A 20827-nucleotide genomic window follows, 5' to 3' on the forward strand; every position below is an offset into this window, starting at 1 on the left:
TCACCACCGCCCTTCCGACCCTTCGCCAAAGTACGCCACCAGAAAATCCACAAACACCCGCACCTTGGCGGACAGGTGGTGCCGTTCGGGAAAGACGGCGTAGATGTCGGCCTGCGGCAACGCGTAGTCCTCTAGCACCTGCACCAGCCGGCCGCTGCGCAGGTACCGCGCCAGGTCCCATTCCGCGCGCTGCAGGATGCCCAAACCGGCCAGTCCCCAGGTCAGCGTGACCTCGCCATCGTTGCTGCTGAGGTTGCCGCGCACCTTCACGGTTTCGCTGCGCCGGCCACGGGTGAACCGCCACAGGCCATAGGCGGCCTCGTTCTGGCGCAGCACGATGCACTGGTGCCGTGCCAGGTCATGCGGGGTGATTGGTATGCCGTGTTTTTTCAGATAGCCGGGCGACGCGCAGACCAGACGCCGGTTGGGCGCGATCTTGCGGGCGATGAGGCTCGTGTCCGGCAGGTCACCGAAGCGCACGGCAACGTCAAAGGCCTCGCGTACGAAGTCGGCGGGCCGGTCGGTCAGCTGCAATTGCAGCGAGACCTCGGGATACTGCTGCGCGAATTCCGCGATGGCAGGCGCGATGTAGCTGCGGCCGAATCCCAGCGGCGCATTGACCTTGAGCAGGCCGCGCGGGGCCGCCTGACGGCTGGCGATGAGCGCGTCCAGGTCTTCGATCTCGCCCAGGATGCGACGGGCGTTTTCCAGATAGACCTCGCCCTCGGCGGTGAGGCTCAGGCGCCGCGTGCTGCGGTTAAAGAGCCGCACGCCCAGCCGCGCCTCGATCTGCGCCAGCCGCTTGCTGACGGCGGCGGGCGTGACGTCAAGCTCACGCGCCGCGGCGGACATGCCGCCCGCGCGCGCAAGCTCAACGACAAGGAGCAGTTCGCTGGAATGCCCCATGTGGGTGGACCGGCCGCTTAGTCGCGGAAGTTTTCGAACTGCAGCGGCAATTCGACGTCGGTCTTTTTCAGCAGCGCGATGGCGGTTTGCAGGTCGTCGCGCTTCTTGCCGGAGATGCGCAGCTTGTCGCCGTTGATCTGCGATTCGACCTTGAGCTTGGCGTTCTTGATGGCGGCGATGAGCTTCTTGGCCACGGGCTGTTCGATGCCCTGCTTGATGGTGACCTTCTGGCGGGCGCCGCCCAGGTTTTCGAGCGGGTCTGCCACGTCCAGGCAGCGCACGTCGATACCGCGGGCCGACAGGCGGCCGCGCAAAATGTCCAGCATCTGCTTGAGCTGGAACGCGCTGGAAGCGACCTGGGTCACGACATAGCCCTCGAGTTCGAACTTGGCTTCGGTGCCCTTGAAGTCGAAGCGCGTGGACAGCTCGCGGTTGGCTTGGTCGACGGCGTTGGTCAGTTCGTGTTTGTCGACTTCGGAGACGACGTCAAAAGTAGGCATGACACGGGGTCCTGTAAAAATTGGCGGGAGTGCAATGCCCGCCATTTTACCGGCCCCGCGCCCGGCGTCACGCCGTCATGTCGTGACCACCAGCAGTCGCTCCGGCTGCAGCGGGTGCGGCATGACGTGGGCGTCGATGCCGTACGCCAGGAACAGGTTCTTCGGCGTCAGCACCTCTGCCGGCGTGCCCGCCGCGATGGCCCGGCCGCCGCACAGCAGGAGCAAGCGGTCGCACCAACGCGCCGCCAGGTTCATGTCGTGCAGGATCACCAGTACCCCCGTATCGCCGTCGTGGGCCAGGCCCGCCGCAACGCGCAAGAGGTCGCCCTGATGCTTGGGATCGAGGCTGGCGGTGGGCTCGTCCAGCAGCAGATAGCGCGGCTCACCCTGCGTGCGCGCCGCCTTGCACTGCACCAGCACCCGCGCGAACTGCACCCGCTGCTGCTCGCCACCAGACAGCTCCGGATAGCGGCGCGCATTCAGATGCGACACGTCAGCCCAGCCCAGCGCCAGGTCCACCAGCGCATCCACCTGCGCGGGCGACAGTTCCGGAAACGGATACGCCCCCATCGCCACCACGTCGCGCACGTCCAGATCGAAACTGAGCCCGGGCTTTTGCGGCAGCACGGCGCGCAGGCGGGCCTGCTGCCGGTGCGCCAGCCGCTGCACGTCGGCATCGCCCAGCCGGACCGTGCCGGCATCCGGCGCCAGTTCGGCCGACATGGCGCTCAGCAAGGTCGACTTGCCCGCGCCGTTGGCGCCCAGCAGGCCGACGACTTCGCCGGGCCGCACCGCCAGCGACACCTTGTCCAGGATGCGGTTGCCCCCGCGCGTCAAAACGAGATCGTCGGCTGCAAGCATCAACCGTGCCTCCGGCCGCGCGCCAGCAGCCACAAGAAAAAGGGTCCGCCCACCAGGCTGGTCACCAGCCCGATCGGCAGCTCGGCCGGCACGACGGCGACGCGCGACAGCCAGTCGGCCAGCGTCAGCGCCAGCGCGCCGCCCAGCACGCACGCGGGCAGCAGCCAGCGGTGATTCGCGCCCAGCGTCATGCGCACCAGATGCGGCACCACCAGGCCCACAAAGCCGATGCCGCCGGTGGCGGCGACCAGCGGGCCCACGATCAGCGCGCACGCCAGCACGAGCTGCGCGCGCACGCGCTTGAGCGCATAACCCAGGTGCTGCGCTTCACGCTCGCCCAGCAGCAGGGCATTCATGACGCGCCACTGGCGCATCAGCCACCAGGACATCAGCAGCACCCACGGGCCCAGAAACGCCAGCAACGACCACTTGGCGCCAGCCAGGCTGCCCATGGTCCAGAAAGTGAGGTCGCGCAGTTGCGCATCGTTGGCCACGAAGGTGAACAGGCCGATCATGGCGCCCGCCACCGCGTTGATGGCGATGCCCGCGAGCAGCAGTCCCGCCATGCCGGGCACGCGCCGCCCCAGCGCGTACGCGCAGAAGGTGGCAAGCAGACTGCCGGCGAAGGCAGCCGGCGCCAGCACCCAGAAGCCGCCCGAGGTCAGCACGATGGCGGCCACCGCGCCCAGCGAGCCGCCCGCCGAAATGCCGATAAGGCCGGGTTCGGCCAGCGGATTGCGAAACAACGCCTGCATCGCCGCACCGGATATGGCCAGCGCGGCGCCGGCCACCATCGCAAACAACACCCGCGGCAGGCGGATGTCGATCAGGACGTTGCGCCACAGCGCATCGGCCGGCGCGGGGTCGCCAAACAGCAGCGTGGGCATGTCGCGCAACGGAATCTGGACCGCCCCGCTGCTGCTGGCGGCCAACGCCACCAGCACCAGCATGGCGCCCAGCACTGCCAGCGCCAGCGGCGCGGAGACGCGCTTTGCGCTAGCGCCCCATGACACCGGCCGCCTCCCGCTTGAGTTCGGTCAGCGCCAACGGCAGGCGCGGGCCCATGCCCAAGAGGAGCAGGTCGTCCATGACGATGACGCGCTTGCGCGCGGCGGCGGGCGTTGAGGCCAGGCCCGGCAGCGCCAGCAGCTTGTCCACACCGCCGGACGCTTCCAGCGACGTGCGCGTGACCACGATGACATCCGGCGCCAGCGCGCTGACCGCTTCGGCCGAGAGCGGCTTGTAGCCCTGCTGGTCCTTGAGCACATTGGCCAACCCCGCCATCGTCATGACTTCGTTGGCCGCCGTGCCGCCGCCCGCGCCTTGCAGCGTGCCGGTGCGGTTCATCACCAGGATGGCGCGCGCGCCGGTGACCGGGATCGCCTCGACCGCCTTCAGGTCGCGGGTGATCTCGGTGACCAGCGCTTCGCCCGCCGGGGCCACGTCAAGCGCCTCGGCGATGTTGCGGATGCGCGCTTTCAGCGAATCGACCGACGGCGCGTCCGGCACGGTGACGATGCGCACGCCGACGTCACCCAGGCGCTTGAGCGCGTCGGGCGGGCCGGCCTGCTCGGACGCCAGCACCAGATCCGGTTTGAGCGCCAGCACGCCTTCCACCGGCACCGCACGGTAATAGCCGACGCGCGGCAGCTTGGTCGCGGCTTCCGGGTACAGGCTGGAGAGATCGTCTCCCACCAGCTTGCCGCCCTGCCCGAGCTGATACACGATCTCGGTCACGCTGCCGCCCAGCGTCACCACCCGTTCGGGCGGCGCCGCCTGCGCGCCTGCTGCCAGGAACCATGCCGCCACTGCCAACCATTTCTTCATCGCTTTCGTTTCCTTATGCGCTCAAGCGGCCAGCGGCGCGCTGCACAGGCCGACCATCAGATCGCGCCATTCCGGGATTTCCCGTTGACCGGGCTTGCGTTCACCGAAGAACTGCACGATCAGATCGCCCGTGCCGGCGTACACCTCCAGCGAGGTGACCCAACCGTCGGTCGTCGGCTTGTTGACCACCCAGGCCGACGCGATGGCCGTGGTGTCCAGGTGCAGGTTGAACTTGGGATCCAGCACGTTGAACCACGGGCCCGTGCGGCGCAGCGACTGCACCGGACCGGAGTGGATCTGGATCATGCCGCGGTTGCCCACGAAGCACATGATGCGCAGCCCCGATTCCGACGCCGCCTGCAGCATGCGCTCGACCGCGTCGGCGGGCACCGGCTGCGCCAGGTCCTCGCCAGCGGCCGTCAGGGCCGCCAGGCGCGACACCTTGAACTTGCGCAGCAGCGGGAAAAATTCGTGCGTGTCCTTCATGCCCAGCCACGCTTCGCGCCAGGCGGATGCATCTTCGACCTGTTCGGCGTCGGCGGACGGCGCGTAGGCTTCGGCCACCGGCCACTGCGACTCGCCCGCAAAGCGCACGACCAGCGCGTCCCAGGCGGACGCATCGGTGGCGTCGGTGCGGTAGACCTTGTGCACCGCCACGCCCGCGCCGTCGAAGAACTGCAGGCTCTGGCGGCCATCCTGCTCAACTGCCCAGGCCGACTTCCACGCGGTGAAGAACACGCGCAGGTCGATGTCCGGTCCCAGCACCAGGCCTACCGGACCGTCGGCCTGGATGTCCTCATACATGCCGTGGCGCTCGTGCACACACCAGTCGTTGCGCGTGAGCGCCATCACTTCGCCCAGCGTGCCCAGTTCGCGGAAGATCTCTTGCGGCGTGCCATGCAGCGCCGTCGCCTTCACGCCGCCACAGCCGGCGGCCACCCACTCGGCCTCGGACACGCCCAGCGCTTGGGCGAGATTGCGGGCGCGCAGCCCGGGTTGCGACGCCGCCAGCGCCTCGTTGCGGGCGCGCAGTTGCTCAGCGCGGGTCGAGAAATCGGTATTCGTCATCGTAGGCCCTCCGGCCGGTGCAAAAAAACACTGCAGAAAACCGCCGCCGGTCCGGTCAGCGCCGAATGGCGGCGGACCGAACTCAATATTGATAAGTCAGTGAGACGCGCACGCTGCGTCCCGGTTCCGTGTACCAATCCACCGCACGCGGTATCGCGGTGGCGCCCGCAGTCGGCACGTTGATGGCCTCCCAGTACTTCTTGTCGAACAGGTTGAACACGCCAGCCTGCACTTGCAAGCCCTTCACCGCGGCCGGACGCCAGTAGCCCATCAGGTCCACCACGCCATAGCCCGGCGCCTTGAAGTCGGGATTCGGCGCGTCGGCCGACGCATCCGGATACTCGACCTTGTTGCGCTGCATCGCAGTGGTGAGCATGGCGTCCACGCCCCACACGTCACGTCCGTACCCCAGGCCCAGCACCGCCTTCAGCGGCGCCACGGAATTCAGGTACTGCCCCGTGCCCTCGTCCTTGCCCACGGCCCAAGCCAGCGAGCCCCACGTGCGCCAACCCGGCGCAAACTTCCAGTGCGCGCTGGCCTCGGCGCCGTAGATGCGGACCTTGGCGCGGTTGACGTTGCCTGTCACGCCCAGCGGATACTGCCCCGCCCAACCGGGCTGCCACTGCGGCGAGCTGGCATTCAGCGGCACATCGCCATCGATAAAGTTCTGATAACGATTATCAAAGAACGATACCGCACCGCCGAGGTCATCGGAACCGAGCTTGGCGCCCAGCTCCCAGCCCTTGCTGGTTTCGGGTTTCAGGTACGGATTGCCCACGCGCAGATAGGTGCCCGGGCCGCCGTAGTTGGTGTAGAGCTGCGTGGCGCTGGGCGCTTTGAAGCCGTAGGCGTATTGCGCATAGAGGCTGAGCTGTTCGGCCGCCCGCCACGTGGCCAGCAGCTTGGGCGAGAAGCGGCTGCCGCTGTTGCTGGGCGGCAGCGCGGCCGCGTTGGGATTGCTTTCGTAGCCGGCCGTGGATTGCGGCCGTTGCTCGTAGTGGTCATAGCGCAGCGCCGGCGCCAGCGTGTAGCGTCCATCGGCGAAGCTGAACTCGTCCTGCACCCACAGCGCCCATTGATCACCCTTGGATTGCGGGACGTCGGCCTGGTTGGTATGCAGCATGTCGCACGCACGCGGGCCGAATGGCGCGGGCATGCCGGGACGGATCACGGGGCAATTGTCGTAGCCGCTGGAATTCTGCTCGGTCTTGTTGCCGTACCACTCGCCGCCGAACGACCACAGCTGCGACACCGACGCGCCTGCGATGCGCTTGGTGAATTCCGTGCTGGCGCCAAAGAGCGTCTGCTGGATCGAGTTGCTGCGGCCGTAGGGGCCGTTGGGAAAGCCGTAGCGGAACGGGTCGCCCGGGATGATGCGGGCGCGCGCGTCCACGCCGCGGATGCCGTTGAGTGAGTTGTCCAGACGCACGCGCTGCCAATACACCACCGCATGGGCCGAGTCGATCAGGCCACCCGAATCCGGCGCCGTGTACGTGTAGTCGAACGACACGCGCTCGCGTTCGGTTTCCTTGCGGGTGCTGTTTTCGCCGATGAGGTAGCTGGTGCCGGGGCCCTGCTCCCATTTGTTGTCGATGTCGGCATTGCGCTTGAAGTATTCGCCCGTCAGGCCGAACAGATGCGCGCCGTCCACGCGCTGCTGCAGCTTCATGAGGAAGCTGCGCTGATCGTAGTCTTCGGGGCTGGGCTTGCTGCGCTTGGCGCCGTAGCCGCCGACGTCGCCGCGGTTGTCCAGTTCGTGGCCGTTGCGCACGCCGGCCTGCACCAGCCAGAACGTGTTGCTGTGGATCTGGCCGGCCAGCGCGGCGTTGGCGCCCCAGCTGTTGTCGGCGGAGTCGTAATCGGTCTTGGCCAGCGCGCCGAAGGTCTTGCCGCCGCCCAGCAGATCCGCCGGATTCAGGGTGTGCAGGTCGGCAATGCCCGAAATCGCGCCCGAGCCGCCGCCGGTGGCGTCCGCGCCGCGCACGATGTCCAGGCGCGACAGGCTGTTGAAGTCCACGGCTTCCAGGCCGCCCTTCACGCCGCGCGCGCCGTCGTCCAGCCACGGCAGACGGATGCCGTCCACCCGCGTCAGCACGCGGTCCTGATCCAGGCCGCGGATGTTGATGCTGTTGGTCGTGCGATTGAAGTTCACGCCCGGTTCGGCGCGTCGGCTGAGGTCGGTCCAGTTGCGGATCTGCAGATCGTCCAGGCGGCGGCGATCGGTGCTGGTTTCCCAGGCCGGCGTGACGACGGCCGCTTCGCCGTCGATCTGCACCGGCGCAAGCTGCGTCACGCTGCCCTGCGGCAGCGCCTGCAGCACGAAGACGCCGGCGCTGCGTTCCTGCACGCCCAGCCCGCTGCCCGCCAGAAGCCGCGCGAACCCTTCATGCACGGAATACGCCCCCTGCAATCCCGCGGTGCGCCGTTGCCCCACCAGCGCCGCATCGAACAGCACCGTCACGCCGGCGCTGTCCGCAAATCGCGGCAACGCGTCCGCCAGCGATCCCGCCGGAATGCTGTAGCCGCGCGCGCCGGCCTGCGCCACCGCAGCGCCTTGCGCCTGCGCGACAGAGACCGGCAGCATCGCGGCGGATGCGGCGGTCAGGGCCAGCGCCGCGTGCACGGCAGCGGTAAGACGGGTCAGCCGGCATTGCGTGCCTTGGGCTGGTCGGGAGCCGCTTGCGCGGCCGGCGGGGTAGTAAGCCATGGTCGTCCTTTGGATCCAACAGGTATCGGCATCCGTGTGCCTATACAGACCATGACCCTCGTGAAATCAAAACCGGACAGCATTTTCAAAAATATTTCCGCCCGGCCTCACGCCGTGGCGGCGCGAGGCGCGATCGTCACCCAGTACGGCGTGCGGTAGCGCACCTGCACGGGCAAGGTTGCGGGCAGCGCGGCCAGCACCGCGTCCGTGTCATGCAGCTGGAAGGCGCCCGAGATACGCAGGTGCGCGATCTCGGGATCGCAGCGCAGGATGCCCTGCCGGTAGCGGCCGAGTTCGGACGCGAAGGCGTCCAGCCGCAGCGCGCTGGCGTACAGCACACCGCGCAGCCAGTCGCTGGCATGCGGATCGGCGGGCGTCGCGGCGGCGGCGCCATCGGGCGACAGGCTGCTCTGCTCGCCGGCCGACACGTCCACGTAGCGCCCCGGCTGCCCGGTGCTGCTGACGCGCACGCGCCCTTCCTGCACGCTGAGCTGGCAGCGCCCGCTCTCCTCGCGCACACAGAAGCGCGAGGCCTGGGCCTCGATATCGCCCAGCCGCGTGCGCACGATGAATGGACGCGGATGGCTGGCGGGGTCCGTCACCGCATGGACGGCGATCTCGCCGGCGCGCAGGCGCAACAGGCGCGTCGCATCGTCGAACAGCACGTCGACGGCGCTGGAGGTGTTCAGGTGCAGCGTGGAACCGTCGGCGAGCATCACGTCGCGCCGCTCGCCGGCGGCGCTGCGGTAATCGGCGGTCCAGTCCAGGGGATCGGCCCGCCATGCGGCCCAGCCAACCGGCCCGGCCACGATCAAGGCAACCAGCGCCTTCAGCGCGGCGCGGCGGCTCTTGAGGTCCGGTCGATTCAACGTCGCCATGCCCAGCGCCGATGGAATGAGGCCGAAACGCGCATTCACACGCTGCGCCCGCTGCCAGGCATGCTCGTGCTCGGCCTTGCTGGCGCGCCATTGGTCGCAGGCGTGAACGTCGGCATCAGTGGCCCGGCCCGAGCTCAGCCGCATCAGCCAGCGTGCCGCCTCGCGCGCGACGTTGCGCTCGACGGCGGGCAGCTCGGCTGCCGGTTCGGCTGGCGCGATCACATCACCGCCATGATGCATTGCTCGTATCCCTTGGTGATGTAGCGGTGCACGGTGCGCAACGATACGTTGAGCTTGTCGGCGATCTCGCCATGGCTCAGGCCTTCCAGTTGCGCCATCAGGAACGCCTGGCGTGCGGGCAGCGACAGGCCGGCCAGCATTTCCTCGATCTCCTGCAGCGTTTCCAGGATGATGAGGCGCTGTTCCGGAGAAGGGGCAAGCGCCTCGGGCATCAACGCCAGCGCTTCCATGTAGGCCTGCTCGACCGAACGGCGGCGATGGTGGTTCAGCAGCAGGCGCTTGGCGATGGTGGTCAGGTAGGCGCGCGGCTCGCGTAGCGCGTCCAGTTCGTGCCGGTGCCGCAGCACGCGCACGAAGGTGTCCTGCGCAAGATCGGCGGCATCGAAGCTGTTGCCCAGCTTGGCGCGCAGCCAGCCGTGCAGCCATCCGTGATGGGTGCGATACAGCATGTTGACGGCGTCGCCCGAGGCGAGCACGGAATTCGGCACGGACGGCTCCCTGACTCTCAACTACAGAAACACAACTGAAAATTCATAACTACAAATAGCAATCGTTCTCATTCTAAATGCAAAACCATGATTTTGGTCAAGTCTGCGCGTCGGGTTTGCGGAGATATCATCCGTACGATGTCCGCCGCCTCCCGCGGCGGCACTTTCCACAGGCTGATCCCATGCTCTACGCCGTCCTGCAATTTCTCCACGTCATGGCCGTGATCCTCTGGGTGGGCGGCATGCTGTTCGCCCACTGTTTTCTGCGGCCGGCGGCCGCGAAACTGGAACCCCCCGTGCGATTGCCGCTCTTGGCTTCGGTGCTGGGACCGTTTTTGAATGCCGTACTGGCGGCCATCGTGCTGATTCTGGTGACCGGCGCCTGGATGATCGGCTCGTCGGCCAGCCAGGCCGCGCAGACGGGCGGCTCGTTCTTCATGCCCCGCAACTGGACGCTGATGGCCAGCGGCGGCATCGTGATGATCGCGATCTTCGGCCACATCCGGTTCGCGCTGTTCAAGCGGCTGGCCGCGGCGGTGGCGGCGTCCGACTGGCCCGCGGGCGGTCAGGCGATGGGCGGCATCCGGCGCTGGGTGGGCGTGAACCTGCTGCTCGGCATCGCCATCGTGGCCGTCATGTTCCTGGGCTAGCGAAGGGACGGGCCGGCGTCCCGACCGATCGGACAATCGCTGGTTGCCATCGGAAATCTTGGCCTTGGTGCAATACCCCGTACATCCGCGCTGGCCACACTGCGGATGACTCTCGCGGGTCACGTCAACGACAACAGGGAAATCCCATGATCAAACGTGCATTGCATCTGGCCGCTTCCGGCCTCTTCGCCGCCGGCGCCGCCCAGGCCTCCTCCATCGACAACAGCGCCATCGGCCAACCCGAGTTCCGCGCGCACAAGGCCACCTACGGCGTGGTCTACCGCCTGCCGGCCGAGGTGAACGCCGTGCTAGACGCCAAGGTCAACGGCGTGCTCAAGGATGATCTGATCAAACTCGGCTTGAAGACCGAAGCCGACACGCCCAACCTGCCGCACGTCACCGTGGTCCACATCCACAACGCCGATCCGCAGACGCCCGCGCGCATGCTCAAAGCGTTGCCCAAGCCGCCGGCGCCGCTGCGCGTCACGCTCAAGACCTTCTATCCGACCGAGGCCGCCAAGGGCGCGGGCCATCCGTGGTGGCTGGACCTGGGCGTGGTCAAGACCGGCCAGGGCTTCGAGGACATGATGCGCTACAACACCGTGGCCACCGCCGCCCTCGCCCCGTTGCGCGACGGTCCGCTGCCGCGCGTGACCGGCCCGGTCTACGCCAAGATGGGCGATGCCGGCAAGGAACTGGTCAAGACGCTGGGCGTGAGCGGCGTGAACATCATGCAGGACGGCAAGGAAGTGCGCGCGCACAACCCGCACACCACGCTGGTCTACAGCATGACGCCGTACGACGCGCGGCTGCAGGAAGCCATGAAGGCAGAATCCGACAAGTTCAACGCCGTGCTGCCCGACGGCATCGAGACGACGTTCAAGGACGTCTCCATCGTGGAAATCGGCTTCGCAGGCAATGTGGTGCGCGAAATCTACCGCGTCAGCCTGGAAGACGGGTCGGTGCTGGACGTGGCGTCGGGCAAGCCGGCCGCCAAGTAGGATTGAGGATCCGGGGCTGAAATCCCGGGCCGGACCATCGCCGCATGCTGCCATTCCGTGGCAGTATTGCGGCGTCCGTCCTCCGCCCTCCCCCCATGTCCCGCACCGAACGTCTCCTGGACCTGCTCCAGACCCTGCGCCGCCACCGCCTGCCCGTCAGCGGGCATCGGCTCGCGGCCGAGATGGGCATCAGCCTGCGCACGCTGTATCGCGACATCGCCACGCTGCAATGCCAGGGCGCGGAGATCGAGGGCGAACCCGGCGTGGGCTACGTGCTGCGGCCCGGCTTCATGCTGCCGCCGCTGATGTTCAGCACCGAAGAGATCGAGGCGCTGGTGCTGGGTACGCGGTGGGTCGCCCGCCGCTCGGACGAGCGCCTGGGGCTGGCCGCCCGCAATGCGCTGGCCAAGATCGGCGCGGTGCTGCCGCAGGAACTGCGCGACGAGCTCGACGCCATCCCGCTGCTGGTGGCCCCCAGCGCCGTGGCCGTCACGGACCGTGTCGACGTGGCGCTGATCCGCCAGGCCATCCGCGGCGAACAGAAGCTGGAAATCACGTACCGCGATGACAAGGGATCCGATTCCAGCCGCGTCATCTGGCCGTTCGCGCTGGGCTTTTTCGACAGCGTGCGGCTGGTGATGGCCTGGTGTGAATTGCGCGGTGACTTCCGGCATTTCCGCACCGACCGCATTGCCACGCTGACCATTGGCGCCAGGTATCCCAAACGGCGGCACATCCTGCTCAAGGCGTGGCGCGCGCTGGACCACGAGGCGCGCAAGGACTGATGTTCACTACTGCCAAAAACTGACAGTACCCCTGCCTATGATGAGCGCATCCAACCCCCGGAGCGCATCATGTCAGACACCAATTTCGTCATCCTGTATGTGGAAAAGCCGCAGGCCAGCGCCGCGTTCTACAGCGCGCTGCTGCAGCGTCCGCCCATTGAATCGTCGCCCACGTTTGCGCTGTTTGCGCTGGACTCCGGGCTGATGCTGGGCCTGTGGTCGCGCTACACGGTGGCGCCGGCGGCGGCCGGACGCGGCGGTGCGTCCGAGCTGGCGTTCACGGTGGCCGACGCCGACGCGGTGAACCAGCGTCATGTGGACTGGAGCCTGCGCGGCCTGCCCATCCTGCAGGCGCCCACCGACATGGACTTTGGCCGCACCTTTGTCGCACTAGACCCCGACGGCCATCGCCTGCGCGTTTTCGCCCCCGCGCCAGCGCCGGTGCCGGCCGCGCCGCGGACGGAACGTGCCGTTGCCGCCGTCTGAAGAAAAGCGGCCGCGCCAAGGGGCGCGGCCGCGGATCACGCGTTATGCACGCTGCCGGCGCGCGTTCATGGCGACCGCTTCGCCGCGCTTCTTGAACAGCAGGTAGTACGCCGCCACCAGCAACAACAGAAACGGCACGCCGAACACCAGCGTCAGCTTGAAGACGCTGGTGAAGTACGTGGTCAGCAAAATTGCCAGCATCACACCCGCGCCCAGCAGCGTCAGCACCGGAAAGCCCGGCATGCGGAACGACAGCTTCGCGCCGCCTTCGCGCATCCAGCGGCGGCGGAAAAAGTAATGCGTCACGAAGATCATCATCCAGGTGAACAGCGCGCCGAACATCGAAATGGCCATCATCAGCGTGAAGGCCGCTTCGGGATACAGCACGTTCAGCACCGTGGCGATGGCGATGCCGCTGGTGGACAGCAGCAGCGCGTTCAGCGGCGTGCCGTTGCTGGACAGCCGGCCCATCGCCGACGGCGCGTGGCCCGCGCGCGACAGGCTGAACATCATGCGCGTGGTGATGTAGAGCTGGCTGTTCATGGCGGACAGCGCGGCCACCAGCACGATGAAGTTGATGACGCCGGCTGCGCCCGGAATATCAAGCACCAGCATGACCTGCACGAAGGGGCTGTCGCCCTTGCCGGCTTCGTTCCATGGCACGATGGCCAGGATCAGCGCCAGCGTCAGCAGATAGAAAACGACGAGCCGGACGATGGTGGCGCGAAACGCCTGCTTGACGGCGCGCTCGGGGTCCTCGGCTTCGCCGGCCGCCACGGCAATCATCTCGACGCTCAGGTAGCTGAAGATCGAGATCACGACCGCGATCCACATGCCCCACATGCCGTTCGGGAAGAATCCGCCATGCGCGGTGTAGTTTGCCGCGCCGTACTGCGGATTGCCCCAGACCACATAGGCGCCCAGGAAGATGAATCCGACAATGGCGCTGATCTTGATGGTCGAGAACCAGTATTCGATCGTGCCGAACGCCTTGACACTCAGCGCATTGATCAGGATGAGGGCCGCGGAAAAGATGCACACCCATAACCATCCCGGCACGCCGGGAAACCAGAAAGCCATGTACTTGGCCACCGCCGTGACTTCCGTGCCCACCGCCAGCACCACGCAGGACCAATACGCATAGCGCACCAAAAAGCCCGCAAGCGGGCTGATGTAGTGTTCGGCGTACGCGCCGAACGAGCCGGATGTGGAATGCGCCACGGTCATTTCGGCCAGGCAGGCCATGAGTAGCAGCGTGATCAAGCCGCCAATGGCATAGCTGATAAGCACGCTGGGTCCGGCAAAGCCGATGGCGAATTTACTGCCCAGGAACAGGCCCGTGCCGATGGCCCCGCCGATGGCGATCATGCTCATCTGGCCGGGCGTCAGCCGGCGCTTGAGCCCCTGTTCGCGTTCGGCGATCTGGCCGAACCCTTTCTGTTGTTGCATTGTCTCCTCCTGTACTGCGCATTGTTGTTTGGTGTACGGCCCCCCGGGGGCCAGCGCGATGAGGGGTTGAACCCGGATTCAGGTCACGGCGGAACGCTGCTTGAATTCAGGCTTGTCCCACGCACGGGTATCCAGCACGTCCTTCAGGATGTCGACTGCGTCCCAGACGTCGGCGTAGCCGAAATACAGCGGCGTCAGACCGAAACGCAGGACTTCGGGCTCGCGGTAATCGCCGATCACGCCGCGCGCGATCAGCGCCTGCATGACCTCGAAGCCGTTGGGATGACGGAAGCTGACGTGGCTGCCGCGATCGGCGTGCGTGCGCGGCGTCACCAGCGTCAGCGGATGGCCGGCGCAACGCGATTCCACCAGCTGGATGAACAGGTCGCCGAGCGCCAGCGACTTCTTGCGCACTTCGTCCATGCCGGCGGCATGCGCGACATCCAGGCCGCACTCGACCATCGACAGCGACACGATGGGCTGCGTGCCGCACAGATAGCGGCGGATGCCGCCCGCGGGCTCGTAGGCCACGGCCATGTCGAACGGGCGGCTGTGGCCCCACCAGCCGGACAGCGGCTGCCAGAAATCCTTGGTGTGGCGCGGCGCCACCCAGATGAAGGCAGGCGAACCGGGGCCGCCGTTCAGATACTTGTAGGTGCAGCCCACCGCGAAGTCGGCATTGGCGCCGTTCAGGTCCACGGGCACCGCGCCGGCGGCGTGCGCCAGATCCCAGATGGCCAGCACGCCGTGTTCATGCGCCTTTGCCGTGACGGCGGCCATGTCGTGCATCTGGCCGCTGCGGTAATTGACGTGGGACAGCAGCATGACGGCGACGGAATCGTCCAGCGCCTTGTCCAGCGGCAGCTCGTCGTCGATCAGGCGCATCTCGTAGCCCTGCTGCAGCAGGTCGATCATGCCCTGAATCATGTAGAGGTCGGTGGGGAAGTTGTCGCGCTCGGACAGGATGACGCGGCGCGCGGGGTGCTTGTGCTGCTGGATGCGAAGCGCGGCGGCCAGCGCCTTGAAGATGTTGAGCGACGTGGTGTCGGTGATGACCAGTTCGCCCTCGCGCGCGCCCAGCAGGCTGCCCAGCTTGTCGCCCAGCCGCGCGGGCAGGTCGAACCAGCCCGCGGTGTTCCAGCTTCGGATGAGGCCCGTGCCCCACTCGTCCGTGATGACCTGCGCGGCGCGGGCCGCGGCGGTCTTGGGCAGCACGCCCAACGAATTGCCGTCCAGGTAGAGCACACCGGGCGGCAGGTTGAATTGTTCTTTCACGTGGGCCAGGGGATCCTGGCGATCGGCGTTGACGCAGGCGTCGCGAGTGTTCATGGTCTGTTCCTTCCAGCAGATTTCCGGATACATGCTATCAGCGCGGGCAGGCCGAAAAATTGCAAATCCGGTCGTGACTTACCCGTGTTTTCCGCATTAAATTGCATTTGTCATCATTTTTTCGAATTGGATTGCGCCATGCAGATCGACGTCATAGACCAGCGCATTCTGGCCCGCCTGCAAGAGGACGGCCACCTCAGCAATCAGGACCTGGCCGAACAGGTGGCGCTGTCGCCCTCCGCGTGCCTGCGCCGCGTGCGCGCGCTGGAAGAAGCCGGACTCATCCGCGGCTACCGCGCATTGCTGGATGCCGAGAAACTGGGCTTCGAGCTGGAGGCCATCGTCCATGTGTCGCTGGACCAGTCGCGCGCCGGCTGGCACGAGGAATTCCTGGCCGGCATCGCGCTGCACGACGAAATCACCGAAGCCAGCATCGTCACCGGCGCGTCCAACTACATCCTGACCGTGCGCACACGCAACCTGTCGGCGTTTTCGAATTTTGTCGAGGACAAGCTCAGCAAGCTTGCGGGCGTGCGCGATCTTTGTTCGCATATCGTCATGCGCAAAGTGAAGAACCGGCAAGGCATGCTGCCGCTGGCGGCCTGGCGCTAAGTTGACCGGGCCGTCCGTTTGACGCGGGGCGCGCTAGGTTGGCGTGTGTTCCAGAAAGCCGAATACCGTCACGAAATGGCAGGCCGTGCCGCCCATGACGAACAGATGCCAGATGCCGTGCGCATGGCGCCAGCGTTTGTCGTTGGCATAAAACAGCGTGCCGGTGGTGTAGATGGCGGCGCCCGCCAGCAGCCATGTCAGCCCCGCCGTCGACAGCGCGCCTGCGATCGGCGCGGCAAAGGCCACGCCCAGCCAGCCCATGACCAGATACAGCGGCAAGGCCGGCGGCGCGTTGCGCGCCCACCAGAGTTCGCGGCTGATGCCCACAAAGGCCAGCAGCCACATCGCCACGCCCATCGCGGCGCCCCAGCGATGATCCACGGGGCCGAACGCCAGCGGCGTGTACGTGCCGGCAATCAGCAGGTAGATGGCGCAGTGGTCGGCCTTGGCCCACATCGCCTTGCGGCACCCCTGCGAGCAATGGAACAGGGAAGACGACGCATACACAGCGATCATCGACGCCGCGAACACCGCGCAACTGATGAGTTGCCGCGTGTCCACGCGCAGCTCGGCCGCGCGCGTGATCAAGGCGCCGGAAGCCAGCACGGCCAGCGCCAGTCCGGCCAGATGCGTCACGCCGTTTAGTCGTTCGCCTTCCTGCATGTGCGCCTCCCGCTCCGGCGACGTGCCGGCGCCTGTCATCATGGCGGGCTTGTATGACAGGCGCGGGTCAGCGGGATCACCCCACAAAATCCACCGCGGCCGGATAGCCGTCAATGGCGCGCGCGGACAGGATCGCGCGCTGCACCGCGATCGCCATGACCTCGGCGGCCATGACGCCCAGCAGCATCACGTTGGCGGACTTGCCCGACGTCCCCGTGCCCAGCGCGAAGATCGTGTCGCCGTCGAGCATGGTGTGGATGGGGTTGATCGTGCGCGCCAGGCCGTCGTGCGCCATGCCGGCGATCTTCTGGGCTTCGGCCTTGGTGATCCGGGCGTCCGTGGCGACCGCGCCGATCGTGGTGGCCGCGCCCGCGCGCATCGACTTGGGCAGGTCGCCCGCCAGGATGGCCGCGCGCGTGTCGAACAGCATCTTGCCGTCTTCGGTGCGCGCGCCGGCCAGGATGCGCCCGGTGGCCGGGTCCAGCACGTCGCCCACGGCGTTGACCGCGACGATGGCGCCCACCGTCACACCCGCCACCGTCAGCGACGCGCTGCCGAGGCCGCCCTTCATGGCGCGCTTGGGACCATACAGCTTGCCCACCGTCGCCCCGGCGCCCGCGCCGACGTTGCCTTCCTGCGGGGCGTCGGCCGTGGCCGACCGGCAGGCCTGATAACCGGCGGCGGCATCGGGCCGCACCGACGCGTCGCCCACCCCCAGGTCAAACAGCACCGCGCTTGGCACGATGGGCACGAACGCCACGCCAACGTCAAAGCCGATCTTCTTTTCTTCCAGATACCGCATCACGCCCGACGCCGCGTCCAGGCCGAAGGCGCTGCCGCCGGTCAGCACGATTGCGTGCACCTTGTCGACCATGTTGATCGGATTGAGCAGATCGGTCTCGCGCGTGCCGGGCGCCGCGCCGCGCACGTCCACCCCGCCCGTCGCGCCGGCCTCGGCAATGATGACCGTGCAGCCGGTAGGCCGGCGCGTCTCGGTGTAATGCCCCACCCGCAAGCCCGCGACATCGGTAATGCTGCCCCCGCCCGGCATCGGACCCACGCCACTGGCGCCCTGCGCGGGCATTGCCCCCGCCGCGGCAGCGCCCGCCGCCGCCACCATGAACGCACGCCTGTTCCATTGCTGTTCCACACCCGTCTCCGTCGAGAAACTGCCAAAAGGATCCCGGTCCGACTGCGCCGGGCGTTCGGTACTTCTATATGACTTGTAGCTATATTTTTACTATTCCATATGCTTTGTGGAAAAATAGGCCGGTTGTTAGAGTGCCGCTACGCCGGAGGGCATTGCAGGCCCACATGCTCTCCACAGTGATCATCCGTGGAGCATTGTCATGAAACTCTTCCGTACGCTTTTCATCGCCGGCCTCGTGCAGGTCGCCGCCCTGTCCGCCGCCCATGCCCAGTCCGAACTGGACCAGATCAAATCCGCGGGCGTCTTCAAGATCGGCACCGAAGGCACCTACGCGCCTTTCACCTTCCACGACGCATCGGGCAAGCTTACCGGCTTTGACGTGGACATTGGCCGCGCCATCGCCGAGCGCCTGGGCGTGAAGGCGCAATTCGTCGAAGGCAAGTGGGACGGCCTGATCGCCGGTCTGGACGCCAAGCGCTACGACGCCGTCATCAATCAGGTGGGCATCACGGATGCGCGCCGCGCCAAGTACGACTTCTCCGATCCCTACATTTCGTCCGCCGCCGTGCTGATCGTGCGCGACGACAACACCAGCATCAAGTCCTTTGCGGACCTGAAGGGCAAAAAGTCCGCCAACACGCTGACCAGCAACTTCGGCAAGCTGGCGCAGAACCATGGCGCGGAAGTCGTCGCCGTGCAGGGCTTCAATGAAGCCATCGACCTGCTGACCTCCGGCCGCGTTGAAGCCACCGTCAACGACAACCTGTCGTTCCTGGACTTCAAGAAGCAGAAGCCCAACGCCCGCGTGAAGATCGCGGCCACCGACAAGACGGCGGAATTCAGCAATTCGGGTGTCCTGATCCGCAAGAACAATCCCGAGCTGCAGGCCGCCATCAACAAGGCGCTGGCCGACATCAAGGCGGATGGCACGTACAAGACCATCTCGGTCAAGTACTTCGGCACGGACCTGTCCGCGCAATAAGCAACTGGAGCGCCCATGACGCTGCCCACCTGGCTGCACGCCATCCTGCCCGATTGGCTGCTGGCAAAAATAGGCGAATGGTCGGTGCCGGCCTGGGTGCAGCTGATGGCGGATTCGTTCTGGCCGCTGCTGCACGCGGGGCTGGTCTTCACGGTTCCGCTGACGCTGATGTCGTTTGCGCTGGGCCTGGCGCTGGCATTCGTGGTGGCGCTCATCCGGCTGTTCGGCCCCGCGCCGCTGGTGGCGGTGGTGCGCTTCTATGTCTGGCTCATCCGCGGCACGCCGCTGCTGGTGCAGCTTTTCGTGATCTTCTACGGCCTGCCCAGCGTGGGCATCGTGCTGGATCCGTTGCCCGCCGCGCTGATCGGCTTCACGCTGAACGTCGGCGCCTACAACTCCGAAGTGATCCGCGGCGCGATCGAGTCGATCACCAAGGGTCAGTGGGAAGCGGCCTATTCGCTCAGCATGACGCGCGGCCAGGCTTTGCGCCGCACGATCCTGCCGCAGGCGGCCCGCGTGGCCGTGCCGCCGCTATCCAATTCGTTCATCGCGCTGGTCAAGGACACGTCGCTCGCGGCGGTGCTGACGGTGCCTGAAATCTTCCAGGCTGCGCAGCGCATCGCGGCCGTCACGTATGAGCCGCTGATTCTCTATACGGAGGCCGCGCTGATCTATCTGGCGTTCAGCTCCGTGCTGTCCGCGGCGCAAGTGCGGCTGGAACGGCGCTTCGGCCAGCATGCGATGTTTAGCGAGAAGACCCGATGATCCGCCTTGAAAAAATCGAAAAGTCCTTCGGCGGCAATCCCGTGCTCAAGCAGGTGGATGTCCAGATCGACGAAGGCAGCGTCACCGCCTTGATCGGTCCGTCGGGCAGCGGCAAGAGCACCCTGCTGCGCTGCGTGAACCTGCTGGAAGTGCCGGATCGCGGGCGACTGGAGATCGGGCCGGAAACGGTCGACTTCCAACCGGGTCACAAACTTGCCCGCGAACAGGTCCAGGCCGTGCGCAAGCAGACCGGCATGGTGTTCCAGAACTTCCAGCTCTTTCCGCATCAGACCGTGATCGGCAATGTGATGGAAGGGTTGGTGACCGTGCAGAAATGGCCCGCCGACCGTGCGCGCGCGCGGGCGGAGGAGCTGCTGCGCAAGGTGGGAATGCTGGAGAAGGCGGAAGCCTGGCCCGCGAATCTGTCCGGCGGCCAGCAGCAGCGCGTGGCGATCGCCCGCGCGCTGGCGCCCGCGCCGCGGGTTCTGCTGTGCGACGAGCCGACCTCGGCGCTGGATCCGGGATTGGCGGCGGAGGTTGTGGATGTGCTGCGCCAGCTGGCCGCGGAAGGCATGACGATGCTGATGGCCACGCACGATCTGCGGCTGGCGGCCAGCGTGTCGCGGGAAGTGGTGTTTCTGCTGGATGGCGTGGTGGTGGAAGCCGGCGATTCGCGGTCGGTGTTCACGAATCCGAGTGATTCACGCACGGCGACGTTTGTGTCGACACTGACGCAGGAAGCGCCGTAGAACTGGGTGTCAGACACCCTCCGCAACCCGCCGTCCGTTATTTCGGCGGCAGCGAGCCCGCCGGGTCGACCGCCTGGCCGTCGTAGCGCAGTTCGAAATACAGGCCGACCTGCTTGCTGTCGCTGTTGCCCATTTCGGCGATCTTCTGGCCTTGCGACACGCGTTGGCCTTCCTTGACCAAGAGCTTGCTGTTGTGCGCGTAGATGCTGAGGAAGCTGGCGTTGTGCTTGACGATGACCAGGTGCCCATAGCCGCGCAGGCCGCTGCCGGAGTAGGCCACCGTGCCGGGCGCGGCCGACACGACGGGCGTGCCGGCGGAATTGGTGATGACGATGCCGTTTGAATGCGAACCGTCGTAGCCGCGCGTGACCTTGCCTTGCGCGGGCCAGATCAGCGAGATCGCGCCCGGTGGCGCGGTGCGCCGCTTGCCGGATGAGGCGGTGGCGCGCGGGGCGGGCTTGGGTTTGGCTTTGGTGCTGGCCTTGCTGGGCGGCGAGGTGCGCGCCTGGCCGGCGGGCGGCTCAACCCGCAGGACCTGGCCGACTTCGATCGAATTGGAGTTCGACAGCTTGTTCCACCGGACCAGATTGCTGACGGTCGTGCCTTCCTTGCGCGCAATCTGATAGAGCGTGTCGCCCGATTCGACCCGGTAATAGCCCGGCTGGACCTTGGTCGTTCCGCAGGCGGTCAGCAACACCAGCAGCGCCGCCATCATCGCGCCCAGCCATAGA

General features: G+C 66.8%; 22 protein-coding genes. 8 read left to right on the forward strand and 14 right to left on the reverse strand.

The features are described 5' to 3' along the window. The 9 genes from CLM73_RS22350 to CLM73_RS22390 form a co-directional block, all read right to left on the reverse strand. Entirely contained in the window at positions 1–906 is a 906-nt protein-coding gene (locus CLM73_RS22350; protein ID WP_105240288.1) for a LysR family transcriptional regulator, read from the reverse strand. 17 nt (positions 907–923) lie between these two features. Further along, positions 924–1406: a YajQ family cyclic di-GMP-binding protein gene (locus CLM73_RS22355; RefSeq protein ID WP_056571865.1), complete on the reverse strand. Its 483-nt coding sequence runs from the start codon at positions 1404–1406 to the stop codon at positions 924–926. Positions 1407–1481: 75 nt separating this feature from the next. After that, positions 1482–2267 (reverse strand): heme ABC transporter ATP-binding protein, encoded by a 786-nt coding sequence (locus tag CLM73_RS22360; protein WP_105240289.1) that lies wholly within the window; start codon positions 2265–2267, stop codon positions 1482–1484. After that, positions 2267–3217 (reverse strand): FecCD family ABC transporter permease, encoded by a 951-nt coding sequence (locus CLM73_RS22365; protein WP_418904960.1) that lies wholly within the window; start codon positions 3215–3217, stop codon positions 2267–2269. Before CLM73_RS22365 ends, CLM73_RS22360 begins: the two co-directional genes overlap by 1 nt. A 46-nt stretch (positions 3218–3263) precedes the next feature. After that, positions 3264–4094 (reverse strand): heme/hemin ABC transporter substrate-binding protein, encoded by an 831-nt coding sequence (locus tag CLM73_RS22370; RefSeq protein WP_105240290.1) that lies wholly within the window; start codon positions 4092–4094, stop codon positions 3264–3266. 21 nt (positions 4095–4115) lie between these two features. Next, positions 4116–5162 carry a hemin-degrading factor gene (locus CLM73_RS22375; RefSeq protein WP_105240291.1) on the reverse strand — a complete coding sequence of 349 codons (1047 nt, stop codon included), beginning with the start codon at positions 5160–5162 and terminating at the stop codon, positions 4116–4118. 82 nt (positions 5163–5244) lie between these two features. Beyond that, on the reverse strand, positions 5245–7869 hold the full coding sequence (locus tag CLM73_RS22380; RefSeq protein ID WP_105240292.1) for a TonB-dependent receptor: 2625 nt from the start codon (positions 7867–7869) through the stop codon (positions 5245–5247). 107 nt (positions 7870–7976) lie between these two features. Next, a complete protein-coding gene (locus CLM73_RS22385; RefSeq protein ID WP_105240293.1) occupies positions 7977–8987 on the reverse strand; it encodes a FecR domain-containing protein in 1011 nt (336 codons plus the stop codon). Further along, positions 8966–9475, reverse strand: coding sequence for a sigma-70 family RNA polymerase sigma factor (locus CLM73_RS22390; RefSeq protein ID WP_105240294.1), 510 nt, complete (start codon positions 9473–9475; stop codon positions 8966–8968). The genes CLM73_RS22385 and CLM73_RS22390 overlap by 22 nt, the downstream gene beginning before the upstream one ends. Positions 9476–9657: 182 nt before the next feature. Between CLM73_RS22390 and CLM73_RS22395 the strand changes: the two genes are divergently transcribed. From CLM73_RS22395 to CLM73_RS22410, 4 genes are all read left to right on the forward strand, one after another. Further along, positions 9658–10125, forward strand: coding sequence for a CopD family protein (locus tag CLM73_RS22395; RefSeq protein ID WP_105240295.1), 468 nt, complete (start codon positions 9658–9660; stop codon positions 10123–10125). A 146-nt stretch (positions 10126–10271) separates the two neighbouring features. After that, positions 10272–11126 carry a hypothetical protein gene (locus CLM73_RS22400; protein ID WP_105240296.1) on the forward strand — a complete coding sequence of 285 codons (855 nt, stop codon included), beginning with the start codon at positions 10272–10274 and terminating at the stop codon, positions 11124–11126. A 95-nt stretch (positions 11127–11221) separates the two neighbouring features. Beyond that, positions 11222–11911, forward strand: coding sequence for a helix-turn-helix transcriptional regulator (locus tag CLM73_RS22405; protein ID WP_105240297.1), 690 nt, complete (start codon positions 11222–11224; stop codon positions 11909–11911). 69 nt (positions 11912–11980) lie between these two features. Next, entirely contained in the window at positions 11981–12397 is a 417-nt protein-coding gene (locus CLM73_RS22410) for a VOC family protein (protein ID WP_105240298.1), read from the forward strand. A gap of 42 nt (positions 12398–12439) precedes the next feature. Here CLM73_RS22410 and CLM73_RS22415 read toward each other — a convergent pair whose 3' ends face one another. Further along, positions 12440–13846, reverse strand: coding sequence for an amino acid permease (locus CLM73_RS22415; RefSeq protein WP_105240299.1), 1407 nt, complete (start codon positions 13844–13846; stop codon positions 12440–12442). A 78-nt stretch (positions 13847–13924) separates the two neighbouring features. Next, entirely contained in the window at positions 13925–15175 is a 1251-nt protein-coding gene (kynU, locus tag CLM73_RS22420) for a kynureninase (protein ID WP_105241665.1), read from the reverse strand. Between the two features lie 138 nt (positions 15176–15313). Here kynU and CLM73_RS22425 point away from each other — a divergent pair, with 138 nt between their 5' ends. Next, positions 15314–15787 (forward strand): Lrp/AsnC family transcriptional regulator, encoded by a 474-nt coding sequence (locus CLM73_RS22425; RefSeq protein WP_105240300.1) that lies wholly within the window; start codon positions 15314–15316, stop codon positions 15785–15787. Between the two features lie 33 nt (positions 15788–15820). Here the strand turns inward: CLM73_RS22425 and trhA are convergent, their stop codons facing one another. After that, the gene (gene trhA, locus CLM73_RS22430; protein WP_105241666.1) at positions 15821–16450 is read right to left on the reverse strand and encodes a PAQR family membrane homeostasis protein TrhA; all 630 of its coding nucleotides are present in this window, start codon (positions 16448–16450) and stop codon (positions 15821–15823) included. Positions 16451–16526: 76 nt separating this feature from the next. After that, positions 16527–17570 carry a P1 family peptidase gene (locus CLM73_RS22435; protein ID WP_105240301.1) on the reverse strand — a complete coding sequence of 348 codons (1044 nt, stop codon included), beginning with the start codon at positions 17568–17570 and terminating at the stop codon, positions 16527–16529. Between the two features lie 229 nt (positions 17571–17799). On the opposite strand from CLM73_RS22435, the gene CLM73_RS22440 reads away from it, so the two are divergent. From CLM73_RS22440 to CLM73_RS22450, 3 genes are all read left to right on the forward strand, one after another. Continuing rightward, positions 17800–18582 (forward strand): amino acid ABC transporter substrate-binding protein, encoded by a 783-nt coding sequence (locus tag CLM73_RS22440; RefSeq protein WP_105240302.1) that lies wholly within the window; start codon positions 17800–17802, stop codon positions 18580–18582. An 84-nt stretch (positions 18583–18666) separates the two neighbouring features. Further along, positions 18667–19347, forward strand: a complete 681-nt coding sequence (locus tag CLM73_RS22445) for an ABC transporter permease subunit (protein WP_056327000.1) — start codon at positions 18667–18669, stop codon at positions 19345–19347. Further along, positions 19344–20096 (forward strand): amino acid ABC transporter ATP-binding protein, encoded by a 753-nt coding sequence (locus CLM73_RS22450; protein ID WP_105240303.1) that lies wholly within the window; start codon positions 19344–19346, stop codon positions 20094–20096. The genes CLM73_RS22445 and CLM73_RS22450 overlap by 4 nt, the downstream gene beginning before the upstream one ends. Before the next feature lie 37 nt (positions 20097–20133). On the opposite strand, the gene CLM73_RS22455 is transcribed toward CLM73_RS22450, so the two are convergent. Further along, a complete protein-coding gene (locus CLM73_RS22455) occupies positions 20134–20811 on the reverse strand; it encodes a peptidoglycan DD-metalloendopeptidase family protein (protein WP_234015924.1) in 678 nt (225 codons plus the stop codon). Positions 20812–20827: the final 16 nt, after the last annotated feature.

The sequence above is a fragment of the Achromobacter spanius genome, assembly GCF_002966795.1.
Lineage (GTDB): Bacteria > Pseudomonadota > Gammaproteobacteria > Burkholderiales > Burkholderiaceae_B > Achromobacter > Achromobacter spanius_D.